The organism is Zhouia amylolytica (genome assembly GCF_900116365.1).
Taxonomy (GTDB): Bacteria; Bacteroidota; Bacteroidia; order Flavobacteriales; family Flavobacteriaceae; genus Zhouia; species Zhouia amylolytica.
In genome coordinates this window covers 225666-248314 of sequence record NZ_FPAG01000008.1, presented here as the reverse complement: position 1 = coordinate 248314, position 22649 = coordinate 225666, and the positions used below count along the sequence as shown (strand labels likewise).

General features: G+C 34.2%; 27 protein-coding genes. 17 read left to right on the top strand and 10 right to left on the bottom strand.

Translation table 11 applies throughout. The annotated features are described in order from the left end of the window. The first annotated feature begins 113 nt into the window (after positions 1-113). Both xerD and BM361_RS14505 read left to right on the top strand, forming a co-directional pair. Positions 114-1013 carry a site-specific tyrosine recombinase XerD gene (gene xerD, locus BM361_RS14510; RefSeq protein ID WP_074979776.1) on the top strand — a complete coding sequence of 300 codons (900 nt, stop codon included), beginning with the start codon at positions 114-116 and terminating at the stop codon, positions 1011-1013. A gap of 55 nt (positions 1014-1068) precedes the next feature. Next, entirely contained in the window at positions 1069-1770 is a 702-nt protein-coding gene (locus tag BM361_RS14505; protein WP_074979775.1) for a lysoplasmalogenase, read from the top strand. 95 nt (positions 1771-1865) lie between these two features. Here the strand turns inward: BM361_RS14505 and BM361_RS14500 are convergent, their stop codons facing one another. Then, positions 1866-3143 carry an NAD(P)/FAD-dependent oxidoreductase gene (locus BM361_RS14500; RefSeq protein ID WP_074979773.1) on the bottom strand — a complete coding sequence of 426 codons (1278 nt, stop codon included), beginning with the start codon at positions 3141-3143 and terminating at the stop codon, positions 1866-1868. A gap of 244 nt (positions 3144-3387) precedes the next feature. Between BM361_RS14500 and BM361_RS14495 the strand changes: the two genes are divergently transcribed. Beyond that, positions 3388-3882 carry an RNA polymerase sigma factor gene (locus BM361_RS14495; RefSeq protein WP_038262134.1) on the top strand — a complete coding sequence of 165 codons (495 nt, stop codon included), beginning with the start codon at positions 3388-3390 and terminating at the stop codon, positions 3880-3882. Then, positions 3879-4496, top strand: a complete 618-nt coding sequence (locus BM361_RS14490; protein ID WP_235444239.1) for a hypothetical protein — start codon at positions 3879-3881, stop codon at positions 4494-4496. Before BM361_RS14495 ends, BM361_RS14490 begins: the two co-directional genes overlap by 4 nt. Positions 4497-4550: 54 nt before the next feature. On the opposite strand, the gene BM361_RS14485 is transcribed toward BM361_RS14490, so the two are convergent. Then, a complete protein-coding gene (locus BM361_RS14485; protein ID WP_038262131.1) occupies positions 4551-5354 on the bottom strand; it encodes a lysophospholipid acyltransferase family protein in 804 nt (267 codons plus the stop codon). A 42-nt stretch (positions 5355-5396) separates the two neighbouring features. Continuing rightward, positions 5397-6038, bottom strand: coding sequence for an NUDIX hydrolase (locus tag BM361_RS14480; RefSeq protein ID WP_038262128.1), 642 nt, complete (start codon positions 6036-6038; stop codon positions 5397-5399). 1 nt (position 6039) lies between these two features. On the opposite strand from BM361_RS14480, the gene BM361_RS14475 reads away from it, so the two are divergent. Continuing rightward, a complete protein-coding gene (locus BM361_RS14475; RefSeq protein WP_074979831.1) occupies positions 6040-6759 on the top strand; it encodes a peptidylprolyl isomerase in 720 nt (239 codons plus the stop codon). 20 nt (positions 6760-6779) lie between these two features. On the opposite strand, the gene BM361_RS14470 is transcribed toward BM361_RS14475, so the two are convergent. Beyond that, positions 6780-7397: a trimeric intracellular cation channel family protein gene (locus tag BM361_RS14470; RefSeq protein WP_038262122.1), complete on the bottom strand. Its 618-nt coding sequence runs from the start codon at positions 7395-7397 to the stop codon at positions 6780-6782. After that, positions 7397-8140 carry an RDD family protein gene (locus BM361_RS14465; protein WP_074979771.1) on the bottom strand — a complete coding sequence of 248 codons (744 nt, stop codon included), beginning with the start codon at positions 8138-8140 and terminating at the stop codon, positions 7397-7399. Before BM361_RS14465 ends, BM361_RS14470 begins: the two co-directional genes overlap by 1 nt. 24 nt (positions 8141-8164) lie before the next feature. Here BM361_RS14465 and BM361_RS14460 point away from each other — a divergent pair, with 24 nt between their 5' ends. The 7 genes from BM361_RS14460 (at position 8165) to BM361_RS14430 (ending at position 14913) form a co-directional block, all read left to right on the top strand. After that, a complete protein-coding gene (locus BM361_RS14460) occupies positions 8165-9142 on the top strand; it encodes a stage II sporulation protein M (protein WP_038262115.1) in 978 nt (325 codons plus the stop codon). Further along, the gene (locus tag BM361_RS14455; protein ID WP_038262112.1) at positions 9129-10055 is read left to right on the top strand and encodes a hypothetical protein; all 927 of its coding nucleotides are present in this window, start codon (positions 9129-9131) and stop codon (positions 10053-10055) included. The genes BM361_RS14460 and BM361_RS14455 overlap by 14 nt, the downstream gene beginning before the upstream one ends. 5 nt (positions 10056-10060) lie before the next feature. Continuing rightward, a complete protein-coding gene (locus BM361_RS14450) occupies positions 10061-10798 on the top strand; it encodes a hypothetical protein (protein WP_074979769.1) in 738 nt (245 codons plus the stop codon). Then, positions 10795-12033, top strand: coding sequence for a DUF4350 domain-containing protein (locus BM361_RS14445; RefSeq protein ID WP_074979767.1), 1239 nt, complete (start codon positions 10795-10797; stop codon positions 12031-12033). The genes BM361_RS14450 and BM361_RS14445 overlap by 4 nt, the downstream gene beginning before the upstream one ends. A 2-nt stretch (positions 12034-12035) precedes the next feature. Then, positions 12036-13046 (top strand): AAA family ATPase, encoded by a 1011-nt coding sequence (locus BM361_RS14440; RefSeq protein WP_175496589.1) that lies wholly within the window; start codon positions 12036-12038, stop codon positions 13044-13046. 5 nt (positions 13047-13051) lie between these two features. Beyond that, positions 13052-14383: a DUF58 domain-containing protein gene (locus BM361_RS14435; protein ID WP_038262106.1), complete on the top strand. Its 1332-nt coding sequence runs from the start codon at positions 13052-13054 to the stop codon at positions 14381-14383. A 119-nt stretch (positions 14384-14502) separates the two neighbouring features. Further along, complete coding sequence (locus BM361_RS14430) at positions 14503-14913, top strand: VOC family protein (RefSeq protein ID WP_074979765.1); 411 nt, start codon at positions 14503-14505, stop codon at positions 14911-14913. Positions 14914-14971: 58 nt separating this feature from the next. Here BM361_RS14430 and BM361_RS14425 read toward each other — a convergent pair whose 3' ends face one another. Further along, positions 14972-15451 (bottom strand): Dps family protein, encoded by a 480-nt coding sequence (locus BM361_RS14425; RefSeq protein WP_038262102.1) that lies wholly within the window; start codon positions 15449-15451, stop codon positions 14972-14974. 112 nt (positions 15452-15563) lie between these two features. On the opposite strand from BM361_RS14425, the gene BM361_RS14420 reads away from it, so the two are divergent. Then, positions 15564-16514, top strand: coding sequence for a LysR family transcriptional regulator (locus tag BM361_RS14420; RefSeq protein ID WP_074979763.1), 951 nt, complete (start codon positions 15564-15566; stop codon positions 16512-16514). A gap of 36 nt (positions 16515-16550) precedes the next feature. On the opposite strand, the gene BM361_RS14415 is transcribed toward BM361_RS14420, so the two are convergent. The 3 genes from BM361_RS14415 to BM361_RS14405 all read right to left on the bottom strand — a co-directional run bounded on the left by BM361_RS14415 (position 16551) and on the right by BM361_RS14405 (position 18399). Beyond that, positions 16551-16748: a hypothetical protein gene (locus BM361_RS14415; RefSeq protein ID WP_038262097.1), complete on the bottom strand. Its 198-nt coding sequence runs from the start codon at positions 16746-16748 to the stop codon at positions 16551-16553. 103 nt (positions 16749-16851) lie between these two features. Next, positions 16852-17652: a TIGR00266 family protein gene (locus BM361_RS14410; protein WP_074979761.1), complete on the bottom strand. Its 801-nt coding sequence runs from the start codon at positions 17650-17652 to the stop codon at positions 16852-16854. A gap of 321 nt (positions 17653-17973) precedes the next feature. Further along, a complete protein-coding gene (locus BM361_RS14405) occupies positions 17974-18399 on the bottom strand; it encodes a DUF4442 domain-containing protein (RefSeq protein ID WP_082436071.1) in 426 nt (141 codons plus the stop codon). Between the two features lie 217 nt (positions 18400-18616). Between BM361_RS14405 and BM361_RS16895 the strand changes: the two genes are divergently transcribed. From BM361_RS16895 to BM361_RS14385, 4 genes are all read left to right on the top strand, one after another. Further along, positions 18617-19087, top strand: a complete 471-nt coding sequence (locus tag BM361_RS16895) for a DUF4870 domain-containing protein (protein ID WP_074979759.1) — start codon at positions 18617-18619, stop codon at positions 19085-19087. Between the two features lie 63 nt (positions 19088-19150). Next, the gene (locus BM361_RS16890; RefSeq protein ID WP_038262085.1) at positions 19151-19495 is read left to right on the top strand and encodes a PadR family transcriptional regulator; all 345 of its coding nucleotides are present in this window, start codon (positions 19151-19153) and stop codon (positions 19493-19495) included. Next, entirely contained in the window at positions 19488-21218 is a 1731-nt protein-coding gene (locus BM361_RS14390) for a PspC domain-containing protein (protein ID WP_074979757.1), read from the top strand. Before BM361_RS16890 ends, BM361_RS14390 begins: the two co-directional genes overlap by 8 nt. 30 nt (positions 21219-21248) lie before the next feature. Beyond that, complete coding sequence (locus BM361_RS14385) at positions 21249-21977, top strand: head GIN domain-containing protein (protein WP_074979755.1); 729 nt, start codon at positions 21249-21251, stop codon at positions 21975-21977. A 76-nt stretch (positions 21978-22053) separates the two neighbouring features. Here BM361_RS14385 and BM361_RS14380 read toward each other — a convergent pair whose 3' ends face one another. Further along, positions 22054-22641 carry a YceI family protein gene (locus BM361_RS14380; protein ID WP_139226729.1) on the bottom strand — a complete coding sequence of 196 codons (588 nt, stop codon included), beginning with the start codon at positions 22639-22641 and terminating at the stop codon, positions 22054-22056. Positions 22642-22649 lie beyond the last annotated feature (8 nt).

The following is a 22649-nucleotide window of genomic DNA, read 5'->3' as shown; positions in this document are numbered from 1 at the left end:
CATTTTCACTAAAATATTGTAAGTTATTTCTTTAAAATATTGAATCTCAATAATATATCATATACTGATCAGTGGATTAGCAAAATTCATGAAGAATCAACTATATTTAACACATGAAATGGGAACATGCACTCAATGATTTCAGGAACTATTTAAAGCTGGAACGAGGCTTATCGGACAATTCTATCAATAACTATTGTTTGGATGTTGAAAAGCTCATACTCTTTTTATCGGTGCATCATATGACTATTTCACCATTAGCCATTGATTCGGAAACCATTCAACAATTTATTTATGAAACTGCAAAAAAAGTAAATCCGAGATCACAGGCAAGAATCATATCAGGACTTAAAAGTTTCTTTAACTATCTGATTTTTGAAGATTATCGTAAAGATCATCCTCTCGAGCTCATCGAAGCTCCAAAGATTGGAAGAAAACTACCAGATACCCTTTCAATCGAAGAGGTCGATTTGTTAATTAATTACATTGACCTGACCAAAACTGAAGGTGCCAGAAACAAAGCCATGCTAGAAACACTTTACAGTTGTGGTCTGCGTGTTTCTGAACTGACTCATTTAAAACTTTCTGATCTCTTTTTTGAAGAAGGGTTTATTAAGGTTACCGGAAAAGGAGATAAGCAACGTTTTGTCCCTATTTCAAATTCCTGTATTAAATATATCAACATTTATATCTCTGAAGTTCGGGTGCATCAACCTAGTGTTAAAGGTCATGAAGATTTTGTCTTTTTGAACCGACGTGGAAGACAATTAACCAGGGCTATGATTTTTACTATCATTAAACAATTGGTTGAAAAATCCGGCATAAAAAAAACAGTGAGTCCGCATACTTTTCGTCATTCTTTTGCAACGCATTTATTACAAAACGGTGCTGATCTGAGAGCCATTCAGCAAATGCTAGGTCATGAAAGTATTACCACAACAGAAATATATATGCACCTTGATAAAAGTGATCTGAGTAAGATTTTAAATCAATATCATCCAAGGAAACATTGATTTTTGATGAATTTAAGGTATATTAGAATCGTCCTTTAACTATTACCATAACACTATGAAGAATGCTGTTGTATTCACGGTCATCTATTTTATCTTATTAACATTAGAACTCATTACAGGTAATTTTGATGAATTTTATTCCTTTAGATATATAACCAAGCCTCTCCTGACTATTTCCCTGGGATTTTATGTTATCTTAAATAAGAAACAATATACCCATCTGTCAAATTTTATACTGCTGGCCCTTCTATTTTCTCTTATAGGAGATGTTTTCCTGTTGATGAATGAGTCTTACTTTATTTTAGGACTTCTTGCCTTTTTCGTTGCACATATAATGTACATAAGTGCCTTCTTTAAAACGAAGTTTTTTAATTTCAGAAGATTTTTAACCATTACAGCCATTCTGTTGGCATTCGCTACTCCTATGCTATATTTAATAATCCCAAATGCGGGAAGTTTACTTCCCTATATTGTTCTTTATGTGATTGTTCTGATGGTAATGGTAAAGACTATGTATTTACGCAAAGGATATGTTAATCCTTTGAGCTATAAACTAGCCATTTCGGGTGCAACCTTGTTTCTTATCTCAGATTCCCTCTTGGCCATCAATAAATTTGTCTTTGAGATTCAACACATCAATCTTTTAGTTATGAGCACTTACGGAATCGCCCAGTTCTTAATAATTAACGGGGCCCTTTTTGAAAAAAGAAACAAACAAAGCTTATTCAAATATTTTCAGCGACAAACCAGCTCATAAAAACTGAATTTATCTTTTTAAAACGATAAACCTAAAAAACACTTCTCAATTCTTCAGGTGCCATCTTTTAAAGCCTTTAAATCATCTCACAAAAATCAAGTAGACTTTTTATAAGGCCTTATAATTAATCGAGCTTCTCTGTCAAATCGAATATAATTATAGGCCCAATTAATAAACACGACCATTCGATTTCTAAACCCAATCAAAAAGAAAAGATGAATAAACATCCATACAAACCATGCAAATACTCCCTGAAATTTAAAATTCGGAAGATCTACAACCGCCTTATTTCTACCAATCGTAGCCATTGACCCTTTATCAAAATAATTAAAGGGCTTCATCGGTTTATTACTCAACAGACGTTCTAAATTTATACCAAGATGCTTTCCTTGTTGTATAGCAGGTTGAGCCATCATCGGATGACCATCCGGAAATTTCTCGGTACTCATAGCTGCGATATCCCCAACGGCAAAAATATCTTCGTAACCATCGACCTGGTTATACTGATTCACTCTAATTCTATTTCCCTTAACTATCAAATCTTCTGCATTCATCCCCTTCACTGTAGCTCCCATTACACCCGCACTCCAAATAAGCGTAGCTGTTTTAAAGGAAAGGTCTGATTTGGTGGAAACGGTTTCTCCATCGTAACCGGTTACTAATACGTTCTTCCAAACATGGACACCTAGTTTTTCCAGAAACTGTTCCGCTTTTTTAGAGGCCACCGGACTCATCTCTTGTAAAACCCTATCAGACGCCTGTATAAGGTTGATCTGAACACGCCTGGTATCAAGATCGGGATAATCTTTAGGTAAAATTCCTTTTTTAATTTCAGCTAATGCTCCTGCAAGTTCAACACCTGTTGGTCCGGCTCCGACAATGACAAAGTTCATCAACATATCTTGTTCATCAATACTATCGGTCAGTAAAGCCTGCTCAAAATTCTCAAGTATAAGACTTCTCAGGTTTAAAGACTGAGGGATCGTTTTCATAGCCATACCATTCTCTTTGATAGACTGGTTTCCATAGTAATTGGTCTTGGAGCCTGTAGCTATCACCAAATAATCATAGGCTAACTCTCCTATATCTGTTTTTACCTTTTTCTGCTCCGGAAGTACTTCTTCAACATCGGCTAACCTAAAATAAAAGTTGCGATACTGAGATAAGATTTTCCGAATGGGATAAGCTATCGAATCTGGTTCCAGAGCTCCGGTAGATACCTGATATAATAAAGGTTGAAAGGTGTGATAATTATGTCGGTCGAGCATCACGACCTGGACATCTTTTTTTGAAAGCTTTTTTGCCAGTGAAATCCCGGCAAAACCTCCTCCGATTATTACGATACGAGGGGTACTTGTTTTGGGAATATTCATACGGTTTTCTTGTGATATAAAAATACTAAAGAATACGGTATTAAAAGAAAAGGAATCCGTTTATTTTTAAGGCGATGACACCCCATCCATAACCGGTTAATTTAAAGGCAAATAAGACTTCTACAGAAGGCTTTCAAAACATTCTCAACGTACTATTTTAAAGAATAATATTTGTTTTTACACTTACTATTGTAACATTTATTTATATTGAGCTACTAACTTTATAAACCATGAAACCGAATCAGTGACCAAAGAACTTGAACATAGCTTCGTTACTCATTTAGAAAAGAATCAAAATATTGTTCACAAGGTATGCAGAATCTATACCAATAATGAAGCGGCACATAATGATTTATTTCAGGAGATCACTATTCAGTTATGGAAGGCTTATCCTAAGTTCAGAGGGGAAGCTAAATTTACTACCTGGATGTATCGGGTAGCCCTAAATACGGCTATAACACTTTATAGAAAATCAAAGAGATCGATTCAAACCCAAGATTTTGAAGGCGTATCTCATAAAATAAAATTCGAGCAATACGACGATACGGAAGAACAGCAGCTAAAGTTAATGTACAAAGCTATAAAGCAATTAAACGACATTGACAAGGCACTGGTGTTCCTATACTTAGAAGACAAAAACTATGCTGAAATATCAGATACTCTGGGGATAAGCGAAGTTAACGCACGTGTGAAGATGAACAGGATTAAAACAAAATTAAAAACCATTTTGAACCCATGATGGACGAATTAGATTTGTTAAAAAAAGATTGGAAAAGCAGGGAAAAGGATCTTCCCAGGCTTTCACATGATGATATATATAAAATGATATGGAAGAAATCTTCTTCTAATATTAAATGGATTTTCATTATAAGTGCCATAGAGTTCTTGGTCGGTATTCTCATTACGGTATTCTATCACCCGGCCAGGGATGAATTTAAATTACCGCAAATTGTAGATATTATCACTAAAGGCTCCATGATTGTAGCCGTGTACTATATGATTAGATTTTACCTCAATTATAAAAAAGTTTCCGCTGCCTCCACTGTTAAAGGTCTTTTAGATGCGATTATGAAGGCTCGTAAAACGGTAAAAACCTATATTATTATTATGATGTCCCTCGGTGGAATTGCCTCTATTATAGCATCTGTTTATACCTACATAAATCAAAAAGGTGGATGGGAAAGTTTCAATGAAAATGCACACACCAATGACTACCTATTGATTGCCATGGTAGCGGTAATTGCCACGGTACTTGTACTCGGCATCTTCTTACTTATCTATTTCCTGTTATATGGAATTTTAATGAAGCGTTTAAAAAATAATTACAAAGAAATAAAGAAAATAGAGGTATAAGCTCACAGCCTCAGGTTTGTACGAAATACTGATTAATTTTAATAATTATAGCTTTTAATACCTGAATTGACGGGTTTTATTCATTTCCTCGTATGCCAGTAATTCTTCTTCAGGAATTACTTTGAGAAACGATGGGTGTTGTTCAATTGCGTATTCTAATTTCTCAACAATTTCTTCAACGGTTTCCTTTTCGTAATCAATTTGTAGCGGTTCCTTTATGACCATGGATTGTAATATCCCCTTCTTTTTAACTCTTAAACCTTTTCTATCAAAGGAACGTCTGAAACCATCTATTACAATAGGAACAACAATAGGTTTATACTGTTTAATAATGTGAGCAGTACCCTTCCTGATAGGCTTCCAAGGCTTAGTGGTTCCCTGTGGAAAAGTGATCACCCAACCGTCTTCCAGGGCTACACCTATATTTTCGGTATCCTGAAGATTGACATCTCTTTTTATATTCTTGCCCTTCTCCCGCCAGGTACGCTCTACAGTTATCGCGCCTGCATAGGCTAAAATTTTAGGTAATAATCCGGAGCGCATTGTTTCCTTAGCAGCTACATAATAAATATTGAGCTTAGGATTCCATAGGTACCCTACATTTTTTATAGAATCAGTTCTATTGGATAATGAGGCATTAAAAACATGAAACATCGCTACCACATCTGCAAAATAAGTTTGATGGTTCGAAACAAACAACACACCGTTTTCCGGTAAGTTTCTTAAAACATCTGATCCTTCAATTTGCAATTGATTAAAGCCTCGATACCGTTGATGAGTTAACCCACCGGCGATTCGTATAAGCCATTTTTTTAAAAACAATATATGTCCGAAAGGATTCTTTTTGAACATCCCCATTACACCATCTTTTATCTTAGGGCAAAGCTACTAAACTTATTCTTAATAAACCGATTTAATAATTTCCTTAACCTCACTTAGCATCATTGCAGTCGCTCCCCAAACGGTATATTCATTGAGTTTAAATGCAGGGACATCTATATTCCTGGCGTATGAGGTAGTTAAGTTCTTGTTGAACACTGTCTCGTCTTTTAAAAGATCGACCACTGGGATTTCTAAGATTTCTTCCACCTCCTGTTCTTCTAAAACAAATTTTGGAGTTTCGTGGGTAATGCCCATAAATGGAGTTACTAAAAAGTTACTCGGGGGTATGTACACATCAGATAACTCCTTAAAAACCTTTACCTTTTTTGCATCTACTCCTACTTCCTCTTCTGTTTCACGTAAAGCCGTGGCTTGTAAATTCTCATCTATTAATTCAACTTTACCACCAGGAAAGCCCACCTGATTTGAATGCACACCTTTATACTCTTTACGTAATATTAAAATGAAATTTGTTACACCATTATAATCAGGATAAAAAAGGGAAAGTACTGCTGCCCTTCTGGGATTTTGCTCATCAAATTTTAGTGCCTCCAACTCTTTCTTACGAAGGAGAGGAGCCATTTTATAATGAGATACTTCGCCAGGAAGTTTCAGATTTGTTATTTTTGGTACCAACTGATTAAAATCTTCAAATTTCATGATGCTTAAAAATAGCTTTATTACAATATTACTACTAATAATTCTAAGTGCCTGCAACGGGAATAAAGAAAAAAAAGAGGGATCTAAAGCTTCCGCCAATGAAGTAGCCATAGATTCGTCAGCTTTGGAACAAGCAAGGTTAGATTCCATTGCAAAAGAAGAAGAAGAGGCATTTAAACTTACTGATGAAAACGCTATTGAATTTTTCTTTGAATATTCTAAAAAACATAAAGAAGATAAAGTAAAGGTAACCACTCAATATGGAAGTTTTATAATAGACCTTTTTGAAGAAACCCCCTATCATAGAGCCAACTTTATATACCTCACCAAAAAAGGATATTTCAATGGCACCTATTTCCATCGGGTGGTCAAAGATTTTATAATTCAGGGTGGTAATTCTGATGAATGGGAGATTGCTAACAGAAGGAAAGAAATCGGTAGTTATTTACTCCCTCCAGACACCAAAAAGGGGTTCAAGCACCACAGAGGAGTTGTCTCCATGCCGAGTAGTGAAGTTGACAATCCACATAAATTTGCCTCACCATATGAATTCTTTATTGTATGTAGCAATCCTGGATCTTATCATTTAGATGGTGATTTCACCGCCTTTGGAAGGGTGGTTGAAGGTATGGACGTGGTTGATAAAATTAATAATCTACCTACAGATGCTGGTGAATGGCCATTAGAAAACGCTTCGATGACTGTAGAGATTATTGAATAATTTCAATTAGCATTATTAATTTAATCTTTTTCTTTATTCTCTATAGAAGGTAGGGCTAACTTATACTTAACCGCCAATAATCGAATAATAATTACTATGGCTATAGGTGCAGCATAGATTATATCCGACTTGATAGGAAGTTCATTCAGAACAAAATAACTAATACCTCCAATTATGCAGGCAGTGGCATAAATTTCTTTTCCTTCAAATATAACCGGGATCTCATTACATAGTATATCTCGCACTACCCCTCCAAAACAAGCGGTTATAGTTCCGAGAACAACACACATAAAAGGATTAAGTCCGGCTTCCATTCCCTTTTCAACTCCTACTACCGTATACAGGCCAATACCAATCGTATCAAAAAGAAAAAGAGAAGTTCGCAGATATCGTAATTGTTTTCTAAATAGAATGGCAAAAATCACTGATCCCACTATTACATACATATAGGTATAATTGATAAGCCAAAAAACAGGCGTCTTACCTATAATTATATCCCTGATGGTTCCTCCTCCCGTTGCGGTTACGAATGCTATAATAAAAACTCCAAACGGATCGAGCTTCTTATTCATTGCTGCATAAACCCCTGAAATAGCAAAGGCTATGGTTCCTAAAATATCTACGATATAATAAAACATTACATGGACTGAGTATAATAATTATAATCTTTCAAAACGGTGTCTATAAAAACCTGAGTGTCGTATCCTTCAGCCTTCACACCTATCACCTCTTCAACCTTTGATTTTAATTTCATCAAAGTAACATGATCTAATGATTTTTTCGCAGTTAGCAAGGTTTCCTTAATGATGCGCACATCATTATCAGAAAGGTTGATTACTGAGGGATAGGTAGGGACATAGTTATCGGATAATTTCTCTAATATAGTGTGATTGATAGTTATTTTGTCTTTCAAACTGATCACAGCAGTTCCAGCCGAAATATCCCCTAAACGTTGATTTCTGTCATTAACAATTACAGTTACCAAACCAATAATTCCACCCATCATATTAATATCAATGATTCTAAAGAACCACCGCATAATATAATCTGCAAAAGAGGCTTGGTACCCATCTATCTTCACTACTTTTATCTTTAGCAATCGTTTGCCTAAGGTCTGACCCTCTAACAAAGATTCAAAAACCAAGGTATAAAATATTACCGGCAGGAAAAAAATCAATATAAAAGCTATTCTTGACCAATCATCCCACCCCATCATGAACCGCTCTACGCTAAACAAATTAAACAGCAATTGAAATACAACGACTGAATATGCTATTTTTATAATCAGATCTACAGCATAGGCCAGTATGCGCTCTCCAACAGAAGCCGCCGTAAAGTTTATATTTACATTTTGGGTAGTATTTATTTGTAGTTCTGTCATTTTATTTTTTTACCTTAGCTCGCCATGAGAGAAGTTGCGTTCATCAAGCAAAATAAAGAAAAATGGCTAGATTTTGAAAAAGCCATTTTTAAAAATCAATTAAAAGATCCAGACGAACTGGCTTCCCTGTATGTGCACATCATAAATGATTTGTCTTACGCTCAGACCTATTACCCTAAGAGTAAGGTAACTACCTACCTCAATCAACTAGCAGCCAAAGCCTTTCAAAAAATTTACAAAACAAAAAGAGAAGATACGAACAGATTTGTTCATTTTTGGAAAACAGAGATTCCTTTAATCGTATATCAGTATCGAAGATATATATTATACTCCTTTCTTATATTCATTACGTTTATGGCTATAGGAGCTGTATCAGCAGCTCATGATGATACCTTTGTAAGGTTAATTTTAGGAGATCACTATGTGAATATGACTCAGGAAAACATTAAAAATGGCGATCCGGTGGCTGTATACAAGAGTGGCAGTAATTGGGGAAGCTTTATTGGCATCACCCTAAATAATCTTTATGTTGGAATTAAAGCCTTTTTATTTGGTGTTTTCGGCGGATTAGGTACTGGTTTAGTGCTATGTTTTAATGGTATTATGATAGGAGCTTTTCAATATATGTTTCACAGTGAAGGAGTTTTATGGGAAAGCGTTAGGGGTATTTGGATACATGGATCTATGGAAATTTTTGCCATTATGATAGAGGGTGCGGCCGGATTAATTTTGGGAGCCAGTATTTTATTTCCCAAAACATTCAGTCGATTCAATTCTTTTAAGACAGGTATAAAAGACGGAGTTAAAATATTAATCAGCACATTTCCATTTACAATTGCAGCAGGATTCCTTGAAGGTTATGTCACCAGGTATTCGAATATTATGACAAACTGGCTCTCTATTGGAATCATTCTTATTACATTGTCTGCCATATCCTTTTATTACTTAATTTATCCAACCATTGTAACCCGAAAACTTAAATTAGAACATGGAACTATATAAGTCGAGAACTTTTGGAGATTTTTTCTCTGATACTTTTGCTTTTCTTAAACAAAATGGGAAACATTTCTTTAAACAGTACTTTATAATTAACGGTGTGTTTATCCTTGCTTTCATAGCAGTATTATTCATGGGATTCTACTTTTTTGGTGACTTTCTGGGTTTATCAGGGGTACAGGCTTCCAGTGTTGACTTTGAAAACTTTGCCAATGAAAATGCCGGAGTTTTTATCCTGCTAATAAGTCTGCTAATTATAATAGTTACCATCATATCAGTTGTAAATTATACATTTACGCCTTTTTATTTAAAACTTTATGAGGCCAATGGTAAAAACTTTTCCACGAAAGACATAATAGCTACTTACAAGGAAAACATTGGAAAGGTCATTCTCTTTTTTCTGGTATGTATTCTTTTAATGATTCCCACTGCAATAGTAGCCGCAATACCTTATATAATATTAATGTTCACTTTTGTGGGCGTATATTGGATGGTTGGTATTATTATGTTTATTTATAATGGTGCTTTTCTTGAATACATTCATAGTAAAAAAGGGGTTTTTGAAAGTTTTGGATATAGTATGAGCCTGATTTTCGGCAAGAAATTCTGGCATGCATCAGGAGCTATCTGGCTGTTTTATTTAATGATCGGTATTGTCATGCTTATACCCTTTTTATTCCTTTACTTCTTTGTCATCGTTTCTGTTTTAACAGAGCAGAATCTTGATCAAAACCCTGGCAGCAATATAACTTTCCTGGTAATATTATTAATTGTTTATGCACTGATTTTAATATTAGCCATCATTGCAAATAACTTTATTCAACTTAACCAGGGGATCGTTTTTTACAGTCTTAAGGAAGAAAAAGAAAATATCAATACTAAAAGTGTTATTGACCAAATCGGAACCTCTACTGAATAATTTTTATGAAGAACCACTTATTTTTCTTTTTAATAATTCTAAATCTGAGTTGTTTATATCCTCAAAGTGCCGATGTTAGTCTAAAGGATACGCTAAGCATAGATCAGAGTATTGTTTCTTCAAGAAACTTTGAAAACGGATTTAAAGAAAAATATACGGGTAAGGCTTATGAATACGAAGAGGCTGTAGCCAGCAAAGGATGGTTTACCAGGTTTAAAGAATGGTTGGCGGAATCGTTGAGTAATCTTTTTGATATTGATCAAGGTACAGATGCTGAGAGTCTAGCCGATTCGGTTATTAAAACATTCTATGTACTCATCATCATTGCTGTCATTTTTATTATTGTAAAGTTAATAATGAATAAAGAAGGTAGATGGGTTTTTGGTAAATCAGCTAATAAATCCATTCTAAAAGTTGACGATATTGAGAATAATATTCACACCACCGATTTTAATACTTTAATTTTAAACGCTGTTAATGAAACGAATTATAGATTAGCAGTACGTTATTATTACTTATGGCTCTTGAAAGAGCTTACTAACTATCATCTGATAACCTATGATGTAGAAAAAACCAATAGTGATTACTTAAATGAAATAACCAATGAACAAATAAAGGCTAATTTTAATTATGCTTCTTATTTATACAATTACATTTGGTATGGGGAGTTTAAAGTAAGTAAGGAAGATTTCGAAAAAGTTTCCAGGAATTTTGTGCAACTTATTAATTCTGTTTCCTCATGAACAAAACCTTAAAAGTGTACATTGGAGTCTTAATTCTCTTAATTATTGGAATTTTTGTTTTAGAAATAACCAAACCAACTCCGATTGATTGGTCGCCAACCTTCAACGAAAAACACACCAAACCTTATGGGCTAAAAGTACTTTATCAGGAGCTCCCCTCCCTTTTTAAAAATCAGGAGCTATTAGATATAAACATTACTCCTTTTGAATATTTTGATAATACATTTGATCAGGTCGATTCAACCTATGGTATAAAAGGTTCCTATCTATATATTCACGATGATTATATGGTAGATGAAGTATCTGCCGAAAAACTATTGGATTTTGCCGGTGAAGGTAATTCCATTTTTATTTCCTCCACACAATTCCCACAAACCCTTAAAGACTCTTTAGACTTTAAAATAAAATACGAATATAGTTTTAGTGGTAAAGCAACCTTAACACTTGCAAATCCACAATTTAGTCGTGACAGTATTACCATTGACAAAAATGCCCAGGATATTTATTTTAAGGAACTGGATTCTCTGACAACTATTGTACTGGGATTTCATTCGATTTCAAACGAAGCTGAAATTTTGGACATTAATCAAAAAGAGGCCTTAAAAGATCATATCAACTTCGTTAAAATTAACTACAAGAGTGGAACGTTTTATTTACATACTCAACCCTATGCCTTCACTAATTATTATCTTTTGAAAGAAAATAATTTTAAATATATAGAGAATGTAATGTCTTACCTCCCCGATCAAACAATTCTATTTGATTCCGTAAATAAGGAAGGAAAAGAACTAGGCTCATCACCCTTTCGGTTTATTCTATCAGAACCTTCCTTGAAATGGGCATGGTATATCTGTTTAATTGTTCTGATAACATTTATGGTCTTTAATGCTAAAAGAGAACAACGAACCATTAGAATCATAAAGGCTTTACCAAACACTACAGTTGACTTTACAAAAACAATAGCCAATTTATATTACGAAACAAAAGACCACTCAAACCTTATTAATAAAAAAATAACCTATTTCCTTGAGAAAATAAGAACTGATTATTTTATCGACACAGATAATCTGGATGACAAATTTGCCAAAAACCTGGCTTTAAAAGCAGGAAAAAACAAAGAAAGTATGCTTAAACTTGTAAGGCTTATTAAGTATTTAAAATCCAGAGGTTCACATAGCGAGGCACATTTACTTGAATTAAATAAACAGATAGAAGAATTTTACAATACCAACTAATTATGGAACATCAAGAAGATAAAAAATCAATAGATAACGCTAATGTACAGTTTGAAAACAGAATCGATCTTTCAGAATTACAAGAAGCGGTAGGTAAGATAAAGTCCGAATTATCAAAAGTAATTGTCGGTCAAAAAGGAATGATCGATATGCTTATCACGGCGCTTTTGTCCAATGGGCATGTACTAATTGAAGGTGTGCCTGGAGTAGCTAAAACAATTACTGCCAAATTATTGGCCAAGGCATTAACGGTAGATTTCAGCCGCATTCAGTTTACTCCGGATTTAATGCCATCAGATATATTGGGGACTTCGATCTTCGATCTCAAGAAATCTGAATTTGAATTTAAAAAAGGTCCGATTTTCGCCAACATGATTTTAATCGATGAAATTAACAGGGCTCCTGCCAAAACACAGGCAGCATTATTTGAAGTAATGGAAGAGCGACAAATAACTATCGACGGACAAAAATTTCCTATGTCGCCACCATTTATGGTTTTAGCTACCCAAAACCCTGTGGAACAAGAAGGCACTTATCGTTTACCAGAAGCCCAATTAGATCGATTTATTTTCAAAATAGATATAGATTATCCATCGGTAGACGAAGAAGTGGAAATTATCAGTAGAGAACACAAATTAAAGGAAGCTAAAAAAACAGATAAAGTTACGGCGTTTTTAAATGGAGAACAGGTTGCCAGATATCAAAGTATAGTAAATGAAATAATAGTCGAACCACACTTATTAAAATATATCGCAGAACTCATTGTTAATACACGTAACAACCAATTCTTATATCTGGGAGCTTCGCCGAGAGCCTCTATTGCAATTCTTAAAGCATCAAAGGCCTATGCAGCTATGAACGGTAGGGATTTTGTAACACCGGAAGATATAAAACAAGTGGCTGTTCCTGTTTTACAGCATCGTATAATTGTAACCCCCGAACGTGAAATGGAAGGTGTAAGCGCTAAGCAAATTGTTCAGCAAATTATTCAGGCTGTTGAAATACCACGCTAATTAGTATGAGGTTTCTTCGATCATTTTACATAGAAAACAGATGCTATTATTTCTTTCTGGCAGTGATAGTACTTTTTGTACTGAGCTTTATTTTTCCTAAGCTTTTTTTTATTGCCCAATTATCATTATTTATTGTTTTAACTTTCTTCCTACTAGACATTGTTACCGTTTTTAGTACCAATAAAGGAATCTATGCTAAAAGAGTACTTCCAGAAAAGTTTTCAAATGGTGACAGCAACCCTATTACAATAAAAATAGAGAACAGATATACTTTTCCAATTTTTACACGAATAATTGATGAAATCCCGGAGCAATTTCAAATAAGAGATTTTAAAATTGACAGAAAACTTGCCGCATCAAAAGAATATACAATTAAATATGATCTAAGACCTACGGAAAGAGGTGAATACCATTTTGGAAAATTGAACCTCTACGTAAAGTCTTTTTTAGGCTTGGTTGCCAAACGTTATACATTTTCAGAAGATGAAATGGTTCCAACCTATCCTGCATTTCTACAGTTAAAAAAATATGACCTCCTAGCATTTACAAACAATCTCCACCAGTATGGTATAAAAAAAATCAGACGCATCGGACATACGATGGAGTTTGAACAAATTAAAGAATATGTACAAGGCGATGATATCCGAACTATTAATTGGAAGGCTACAGCCAAGAAAAACCAATTAATGGTTAATCAATTCCAGGATGAAAAGTCGCAACCTGTGTACTCAATTATTGATAAGGGAAGGATAATGAAAATGCCCTTTGAAGAATTAAGCCTGTTAGACTACGCTATTAACGCCACCCTGGTCATGAGCAATGTGATATTAAAAAAACAGGATAAAGCAGGTATGTTTACTTTTTCTAAAAAAGTTGACAATATTGTTGTAGCGGAGAGAAGAAATAGCCAGATGAACCTTATTCTTGAAAGTTTATATAACGTAACCACTAATTTTTTTGAATCTGATTATAGCAAGCTTTATGGAAGTATAAAAAGAAATATTTCTCAAAGAAGTTTATTTCTGCTTTATACGAACTTCGAAACCCTGGATGGTTTACACAGACAATTACCCTACTTAAAGGGAATCGCAAAAAGTCATTTACTCGTTGTGATCTTTTTTAAGAACACAGAATTAAATCAATTAATAGAAAATAAAGCAGAAACTGTACAACAGGTATACGACAAGGTAATAGCCGAAAAGTTTGCCTTTGAAAAGAGATTGATAGTCAACGAACTCAAAAAATATGGTATCCATTCAATTTTGACCTCACCGGAAAACTTAACCATAGATACCATAAATAAATATTTAGAGATTAAGGCCAGAGGATTATTATAGTAATACACTTGATGATCGCTTCTTATTTAAAATGAGTGATTCCAATGCATAACAGATTTATATTCTCATTAATGCATTACGACAATATGGGAGTATTATTAATACGAAATATTTAAGGCATGAAATTAAAACCACATAACTCAAAAGATTTTACATTCAACAAGGACCACGATGCTATTCAAGTTAAAAATTTACGGGTAAGTGCTGCTTTTTATGAAAAAGTGTTTGGTCTGAAAGAAATCTATAACGCCGGATTAGGTGAAAATTTTAAATGGTATCAGCTAAATGACAAAGTACAAATTCATCTCATAGAAAGTGAAGAAGACTTCAAACCTCATAAAGGCGTTCACATGGCTTTAAATGTAAATAACCTTGAGGGTTTTATGAAATTCTTAAATGCAGAGAAAATACATTTTGAAAATTGGCCAGGTGAAATGAATACTACCAATACAAGACCAGATGGAATTAAACAGATCTATATAAAGGATCCAGATGGGTATTGGATAGAAGTAAACGACAATCGTCTTTAACTAATATAAAAGGAGCCTGTGCTTGTACAGGCTCCCTTTATTAAATAATCTTTAGAATTTATATTTTCTCTCCTAACCATGCTTTCATCATCCAAACTGTCTTCTCTTGTTCGGTAATAAAGTCACTCATCATTGAATTAGTTCCTTCATCGCCGGCCTCATCAGATTTATCTAAAATCACTCGTTCAATTTTTAGCAGCTCAGTCAATGAATTTATCACTAATTTCACAGATTTCTCATCTTCGTGAATATCTTTTCCCACTGGAACCTTTGCCGCGTTAACATAGTCTTCAAAAGTATGCAATGGAGTACCTCCTAATGTAAGAACCCTTTCTGCCACTTCGTCTACCTTTACTTGCGCATCATTATAAAGCTCTTCAAACTTCGCATGTAAATCGAAAAATCGCTTTCCTCTGATATTCCAGTGAATTCCTCTTAAATTTTGATAATATACCTGAAAATTGGCTAATAAATTATTTAGATCTATTACCAATTCATTTGTTTTTTGTGTGTTTAACCCTAAACTGTTTAAGCTCATAAATACTTTACTTTTATATTTTATTTTCTACATAAAAATACAAATATTAATAGCGAATAGCTATAAGTTTAATTGATAGTTTTTATATTTTTATCACTCAAAACTATATATAATGACAATTACACAACTTCAATATGTTTTAGCAGTAGCTGAGCATCATAATTTTACCCTTGCTGCAGAAAAAAGCTTTGTAACACAGCCAACCTTAAGTATGCAAATACAAAAGTTAGAAGAAGAGTTAGGAGTACAAGTTTTCGACCGTACAAAAAAACCTATTCAACTAACCGAAGTAGGAAAGAAAATTGTAGAACAAGCGAGAAATATTGTCAATGAATCTCATAGAATTAAAGACATTGTTGATCAGCAAAAAGGTTTTGTAGGAGGGGAATTTAAATTAGGAATCATTCCCACGATAACACCAACATTGCTTCCCATGTTTCTAAAAAACTTTGTCAATAAGTATCCGAAAATCAATTTAAAAATTGAGGAACAAACCACGGAAACCATAATACAAAATTTGCATGAAGGTCATTTAGATGCTGCAATTGCAGCTACTCCACTCGGTAATGACAATATTAAAGAACGTGTACTTTATTATGAGCCCTTTGTTGCTTATTTACCTCAAGGACATGAATTAAACAGAAAAGAGAAATTAAATATAGAGGACATCAATACCGACGAATTACTGCTACTGGAAGATGGACATTGTTTTAGAAACAGTGTTATCAATTTATGTAAAAACAAAAATAAACTAAAAGATGAAAAATTCTTTTTAGAAACAGGGAGTTTTGAAACTATGATTAAGCTTACTGACGAAGGTTTGGGAATGACTCTTTTACCTTATTTACACACCTTGGATATTAAAGGAGAGCAACGTAAACAATTACGCTTTTTTGAAGAACCTAGCCCAGCAAGGGAAGTTAGCTTAATATATCACAAGAGCGAATTAAAATTACACATAATTGACGCACTGCGCGATGTCATTGCCTCGGTGATAAGAGGAGCAATAGCATTTCACAATGTACAAATAATCAGCCCAATGCCTGACAAAAAAGCCAGCTAAACAAAAAATTAAAAGCCCTCTTTTAGAGGGCTTTTGTTATGCTTTTAAATAGATTAAACATTGAGATAATTCCGGTTTTTCATTAATGAATTGTTGGAGCCACAATCTTAACTCATCCAATTCATAAGGAAGCAACCTTGAGGCTGCCTTTTCTAATTCTTTACAGAACAAAACCGTATCGAAACTTACTTTTTGTAACACCATTTTGGTGTACTCATACATTGCTCTTGGCATGATATGAATATTAGATTTAGGTAATAATGGTTTATTTAGTTTAACGTATCTAATATACGAAATATTGCAAAATATAGCTTAAAAAATACGTTAAATAAAAAACCTAAAATCTGTTATCTCCATCTAACAGATCACCGATACCCCCTAAAATACTTCCCTCTCCTTTGTCCTTACCACCTGCACGAGGTGCCGCAGCCAATACACGTCCAGCCAACCTGCTAAAGGGTAATGACTGAATATAAACTACTCCGGGTCCTCTTAAACTTGCAAAAAATAATCCTTCCCCTCCAAAGACAGTATTCCTAATTCCTCCGACAAATTCGATATCGTAATCTACCTCTTGTGTAAATCCAACGATACATCCAGTATCAACCTTTAAGACTTCACCTGGAGCCAATTCTTTTCGAGACAAGGTACCACCGGCATGAACAAAGGCCATTCCATCACCTTCAAGCTTCTGCATTATAAAACCTTCTCCTCCAAAAAGCCCTCTGCCTAATCGTTTTGAAAACTCTATCCCTACAGAAACACCCTTAGCAGCACAAAGGAATGCATCCTTTTGACAAATAAACTTCCCTTGATAATTCGTAAGATCAATAGGTACGATCTTACCAGGATAGGGAGCTGCAAAGCTTACTTTTTTCTTTCCACTTTCTACATTTAAAAAAGCAGTCATAAATAAACTTTCGCCCGTTAATAATCGTTTCCCCGCAGAAAATAATTTCCCTAAAACCCCACTCGTTTGATTAGAGCCATCTCCAAAAATAGTGTCCATTTTAATTCCACTATCCATCATCATAAAACTGCCTGCTTCCGCTACTACAGCTTCTTGTGGATCAAGTTCTATTTCCACAAATTGCATTTCTTCTCCATAAATATGAAAATCAATTTCGTGTGCTGTCATGTTTATTATTTTAAAGTTTATAATCAATTAGTCAACAAAAAAGCGACGGTGTTACACCGAAGCCCATATCAATACACTATGGTGATGGACTTTTATTTTGTTATTGTAAAACATATAGGTAATAAGCCTGCAAAAAATTTATGCTCAGTAACATGTAAAACAACTTACAAAATACATTACCCATCGACTCATTAACATTATAAATGTTCTGTTATACAGAATAAATGTATAAAATCATTTAATACAGGAATAGAGCGTTAACCAACACTTTTAACGCCTTTTTGAAAACTATGACTATTTTTAAATTAAATCCCTTTCCCCCTACTTGTTGGTTTTAGCCTTTAGCGTCCACTCGAAGTTAAAGGTTGATACCACATCGCCATTTTCATCCACACCTATGGATTTCATCCAAATGGTCTGACCTTCTCCAGTTTCAATTGCTTCCTTAATGGCGGTATTTACCAATTTTCCATCTTTACAAGTAAACGTAATTCTTCCTACTGCCTTCTTTGAAAAATTAGCGTTCATATTTAGAACCAACATTGAAATCGGCTTTTTATTTTCTTTTATTTGGTTCATAACTAAGACACCTGTGGTCATTTCTGCAGCCATTCCCTGGACGGCCCAAAACATAGATTTGAATGGATTTTGATTAATCCACCGATGTTTCACACGTACTTTGCAATGAGATTCATTTATTTCTTTCACTCTTATACCACATAACCAGGCTGATGGCAATTTAAACATTGTAAAAGTATTTAGTTTACTCGGAGTCATAGTCTATTTGGAATATTTCGTTGCTCTAATGTATTGAATTTAATTGAACTAATTATCATCTCTAAAATCTTAATATTTTGTTAAATTTTAGTACTTTGTTTTGCATAATACCTTCTTTTAGATATATATTTGCATAAGAAATTAATAGGTAAACCATAAAACAATAAATTCAATCAATCAAAAACTAATGAACTCATCAATCACTAAACATCAAAAAACCTTGTCAGCTATTATCCACCTGTCGACATTTTCGAAGTATTTTATTCCTTTCGGGAACTTTATTCTTCCATTGATACTTTGGACTTCGAATAAAAATGATTCCGATTTTGTGGATTACAATGGCAAACAAGCATTAAATTTTCAGATCAGTATCCTATTATACAGTTTAGCGCTTGGAGCCATTTCTGTTATAATAGCATTATTCTCAGCATGGGAGTTCGTTCATTTCGTTGATATATTTGAACACAACACGCATCAAATCGATATAGATTTGGATAATATCTTTCATCTAGGTAGTGGTTTGTTTTTTATTGGCATCATTGGCAGTTTACTTCTGGGACTTTTGGTCCTGGATGTATTTTGTACCATTTTGGCTACCATTAAAGCTAAGGATGGCATAGCTTATAAATACCCGTTAACTATTAATTTTTTAAAATAAATTCATCAATCACAACATCATCAATCAAAAAACGAACAGTTTAACTTAAAGCATTATGAAACCATGAATATAGAAAACACAAAGGCACAAATGCGAAAAGGGGTACTGGAGTATTGCATCTTATCCATTTTAAAAGGCGAAGACAAATATGCTTCAGAAATATTAAGTACTCTTAAAGACGCAAAGATGCTTGTGGTAGAAGGTACCATATATCCGCTGCTAACAAGATTAAAGAATGCTGGATTACTCAGCTATCGCTGGGAAGAATCTACATCTGGTCCACCTAGGAAGTATTATTCTTTAACCGAAAACGGTAAAATCTTTTTAAAGGAACTAAACAATACGTGGAACGAATTACGAAACGCTGTAAACCTAGTAACTAGCCATAAAACTCACGACAATGAATAAGACAATAAACATAAATCTTGCAAACACGTTTTTTCATATAGATGAAGACGCTTACGCAAAACTTCAGCGATATCTTGAAGCAATAAGAAGGTCGTTTACTGACTCTGAAGGACGCGATGAAATTATAGCTGATATAGAAGCGCGTATAGCTGAATTATTCACAGAACGTCAGCAACACGACCGCCAGGTAATTTCAACCAAAGAAGTGGATGAGGTTATAACTATCATGGGACAACCGGAAGATTATCTTGTAGATGAAGAGATCTTTGATGATGCTCCTAAGGCTAAGGCTAGAACTAGAGGCACACATAAAGAACAGAAGAAACTTTACAGAGATACTGACAACAAATACATTAGTGGTGTTTCCTCTGGTTTAGGACATTACCTAGGTATAGACACCATTTGGATTCGACTATTATGGATCTTACTAACATTCGCCTCAGGCTTCACTTTTATATTTGTTTACGTACTGTTTTGGGTGTTAGTTCCCGAAGCAAAAACAACCGCCGAGAAATTAGCTATGACCGGGGAAGAGGTAAACATTAGTAATATTGAAAAAAAAATTAAAGAGGGTTTCGATAATGTTGCCGACAAAGTTAAAAATGTAGACTATGAAAAAGTAGGGACGAAAGTAAAAAGTAGTACAGACACCTTTTTCGATGCAATAGGAAATGTCTTTATGTTCATATTTAAGATTTTCGCAAAACTCATTGGTATATTATTGCTAATCATTTCAGCATCTACATTAATAGGGTTATTTATTGGATTATTCACCGCGGGCACTATAGACATGTTTGGTATGGGACAACCTTGGATGGAATTTGTTCAGGCATCAGTAGAAGCTCCTATCTGGTTAATTTCAGCCATGATGTTTTTTGCGGTAGGCATCCCTTTCTTTTTCTTGTTTTATTTAGGCCTAAAAATCCTCGTAAGTAATGTAAAGTCAATTGGAAGTATTGCAAAGTTTACTTTACTTGGTTTATGGATTATTTCGATTATCGGTTTAACAATTTTTGGACTAAAAACCGCTTCGGTACACACCGTTACAGGTAGTGAAACAATTAATGAAGCTTTATTCACGGATCCAACCGACACATTGGTAGTTGAAATGGTTGTTGCAGAAAACATCGATAACAGATATTACCGTAATTCAGATTTCGACATCATCAGAGATGGCTCTGAAAGAAAGATATACTCAGAAGACGTACACTTTCAGGTTAGATCCACCACAGATTCGGTTGCTACCATCAAAGTAATAAAAGAGTCTCATGGAATGAACTATGACGATGCTAATCGAAATGCAACAGCAATTGAATACGATTACTCAATATCCGGTAATACCTTAAAACTGAACAACTTTTTAACAACCGATTACGCTAATAAATTTAGAGATCAAGAAGTGAACATTGTCATTTATATCCCAGAAGGAAGTACCATATACTTTGACAAAACAACGAAGCGAGGTATAAGCCGAATGTATAATAACGATCAAGGATTTCATAGTGGATATGCAATATCAGAACATTACTGGAGAATGAATGATGACACACTGGAATGTCTCGATTGTGAGGAGAATGATGATGTGAAGGAGGAAGAAAAAGACACTGTAATTAACAAAATTAAAATTGATGCCAAAGGCATTGATATCAATGTAAAAGATAAAGCAGGAGACTCATTTAAAATGAAAGTGGATGAGTCTGGTGTTCAAATTAAATCAAACTAATCAATTCATCAATCAAAAAACAAACAGATCATGGGAACTTTAATTAAAGTATTAGTAGTAGCTATTCTATCAATACTATTGTCATCATGTCAATTCGATTTAAATTTAGGATCGGGAGAAAAAGGAAATGGCAATGTCGTTAATGAAGATCGTGTTGCTTCAGAGTCATTTACAATAGTAGATGCATCGGAAGGACTTGATGTTGTCATTATTCAAGGAGATAACACTTCTGTTAAGGTTGAAGCTGATGAAAACATCATTAACCTTATACAAACAGAAATCAGTAATAACAGATTAAAAATACATACTTCATCACCAGTAGGCTGGGCTAAATCAAAAAAGGTCATTGTCACTTTACCGATTGTTACGGCCCTAGAAAGTTCAAGTGGTGCTGATATTGAAGTGGAGGGGGAATTAAACTCAGACCATATAAAACTCGATGCCAGTAGTGGTTCAGATATTCATGTTACTTTAAAAGCAAATAAAGTAGAAGCCAGTACGAGCAGTGGTGCAGATATTAAGATCTACGGTTCAACCGAAAGCCTTTATGCGAATGCCAGTAGCGGAAGTGACATTAAAGCAAGTAATCTAACGGCACTAAATGCATATGCCAAAGCAAGTAGTGGTGCAGATATTAGTGTAAATTGCACGGAATTACTTGATGCGAAATCTAGCTCCGGAGGTGATATTCACTATGACGGAAATCCCAAAGTCATAGATAAAAAGGGATCCTTTGGAGGTGATATCCAAGGAAATTAAAACTATAGCCAACCAAGTAAAAAAGGTTGAACCATATCTGGTTCAACCTTTTTGATTTTTGAATATAATGAAGCGTTTAAGTGTCTTTCAGAATGAGTCGAAAATCAATATTTATAATATCATCCACTTTAATAATACCAAACATTTTTTTCGGTGGTTCCAGTTTAAAATCACTGATGTTCAATTTTAGAACCCCTGAAACCTTTAAGTTATTTCCATTCAATTTTGTAATACCAACCGGCACTCTATAAGACTTGGTTATCCCGGCAATCTTTATATCAGTTAAAACATCTGCTTCAGTCCCTCCAATATTTAACACCTTATCTATCTTTAATAGAATTCTTGGATGTTGGTCTGATTTCACCAAAATATTAAAATCACGGTTAATGGGTTTACTCCCACAATCAAAACAATTGTTATCCAATTTTAGAACTGTTTGTCTGAAATCTAAACTTTTTTGATTTTTTTGATACACAACTGTTATAGGACCCGTTAACTTTTCAATCTTATAGTTACATTCAAACCTATTTATATTAGTTGACCCTGAAATTGTCAATTCACTCTCGTTAGCTATTTTCACAACCTTTTCATTAAATAATGCGGGTTTTAAAGTTGTAAAAGCCATTCCAAAATAAATTATTGGGAGTAAGAGTAAACTTTTCATAACTGTTA